Source organism: Herbaspirillum sp. B65 (assembly GCF_000333555.1).
Taxonomy (GTDB): domain Bacteria; phylum Pseudomonadota; class Gammaproteobacteria; order Burkholderiales; family Burkholderiaceae_D; genus Herbaspirillum; species Herbaspirillum rubrisubalbicans.
Map to the genome: position 1 here is coordinate 1 of NZ_BADI01000662.1, position 1828 is coordinate 1828.

Annotated in this window: 2 protein-coding genes; both read right to left on the reverse strand. The window is 64.3% G+C overall.

The window, feature by feature from the left end; genetic code table 11:
- A partial coding sequence (locus I5W_RS15750; RefSeq protein ID WP_044529939.1) for an ATP-binding protein occupies positions 1–747 on the reverse strand: 747 nt, incomplete at its 3' end.
- A 260-nt stretch (positions 748–1007) separates the two neighbouring features.
- Positions 1008–1828, reverse strand: an 821-nt coding sequence (locus I5W_RS15755) for an amidase family protein (RefSeq protein WP_044529940.1), incomplete at its 5' end; no start/stop codon positions are given.

The following is a 1828-nucleotide window of genomic DNA, read 5'->3' on the forward strand; positions in this document are numbered from 1 at the left end:
CAGCGGGATCAGGGTTTCGCCGCTGCCGCTCTGGGGCAGTTGTTCCATCAGGTAGCCGCGCAGGCCCTGGTCGTATTGCCAGCTCTGGGTATCGCCGTTCTTGGCGTTGATGAGCGTGACCTTCACGCCCGGCAGCAGCACTGCCTTGGAGCGCAGCAGGCGCTGCAGCTCACCCAGCGGAATGGTGGCCGAGTCGAAATACTTGGCGTCGGGCCAGACGGTGACGCGGGTGCCGGACTTCTTGTCTTCGCGGGTGGCGGGGCGCGACTTGAGCTTCTCGATGACATCGCCGCCCGAGAAGGCCAGGGTGTGTACGCCACCTTCGCGCCAGACCGTGATTTCCAGGCGCGTGGCCAGGGCATTGGTGACCGAGACGCCCACGCCGTGCAGGCCGCCCGAGAAGGCATAGGCGCCGCCGGAACCCTTGTCGAACTTGCCGCCCGCGTGCAGGCGGGTGAAGACGATCTCGACGGTCGGCACTTTTTCTTCCGGGTGCAGGCCGACCGGGATGCCGCGGCCATCGTCTTCCACGCTGACGCTGCCGTCGGCATTGATGGTGACGATGATGCTCTTGCCGTAGCCGCCCAGCGCTTCGTCGGAGGCGTTGTCGATCACTTCCTGGAGGATGTGCAGCGGGTTCTCGGTACGGGTGTACATGCCCGGGCGCTGCTTGACCGGCTCCAGTCCCTTGAGGACACGGATCGATGATTCACTGTAATCGGACGGGGTTGTTTTCTTGGTTGCCATGCAGATGAGTGGTCGTGGCTGATGCCGGAGGGTTGTTGTCTGTTTGTTCAGCGCCGGCCTGCCAGGGCGGCCATCTTGCGCTGCAAAAGCGCATTCTAATGAAATTTCCAGCAATTCGGCGTCTGCCGCGCTGCTTTGTTCCCTACGGGACAATACTTGTCGGTAACAGCATGTAAATGCGCTTAAAAGTGAACAATAAAAAAGGCTTGCGCGCACGCAAGCCTTGTCGTCGAGGAAACTGTCAGGGAAATTGGGCTGCCTCAGCCAGCCAGCAGCGTCTCCACCGCCAGGGCAATGGACAGCAGGCGCTTGTCCTGGCCACCGGCTGCGGCCAGCGACAGTCCTACCGGCGCGCTGCCTGCCGCATGGCAGGGCAGCGAGACCGCGCAGCCATCGAGGAAGTTGATCAGCGTGGGATTGCGCAGCAGCTTGCCATTGGCGGCGTAGTAGGCCTCATCGCTGGCTTGCAGCTCGGCAATGCGCGGCGCGACGATGGGCACCGTGGGCATGACCAGGGCATCGTAGCCGGCCAGTTGTGCCTCGACCTCGGCGATCCAGCGCGGGCGGGCGTGCAGCACGTCCAGCAGGTCGGCGGCGCTCATGTCCTTGCCGCGCAGGATGCGCGAGACCACGCGCTGGTCGTAGCCGGCCGCGTTCTCGGCGATCAGGGCACGATGCCAGGCATAGGCCTCGGCGGCGGTGAAGCCGCCCTTGGCATTGATGGCGGCCAACTGGTTGAAGGCGGGGACTGCCTCCTCGACGATCACCGCACCGGCTGCCGAGAGCCGGGCCAGCGCGGTTTGATAGGCAACGGCGACGGTATCATCCATGCCATCGCACACCACATTGGTCGGCGCCAGCAGACGCAGGCCACGCAGCGGGTGAGGCGTGACGGCCACATACTCTTCACCGGCCAGTACGGCATCCATGATGGCGCAGCATTGCACCGATACAGCCAGCGGGCCAATCGAGTCCAGATAAGCGGACAGTGGCAGTACACCTTGCATGGACACCCGTGCCGCCGTGGGCTTGAAACCGGTCAATCCGTTCAGGGCCGAGGGGATGCGCNCCAGCCGCCGAT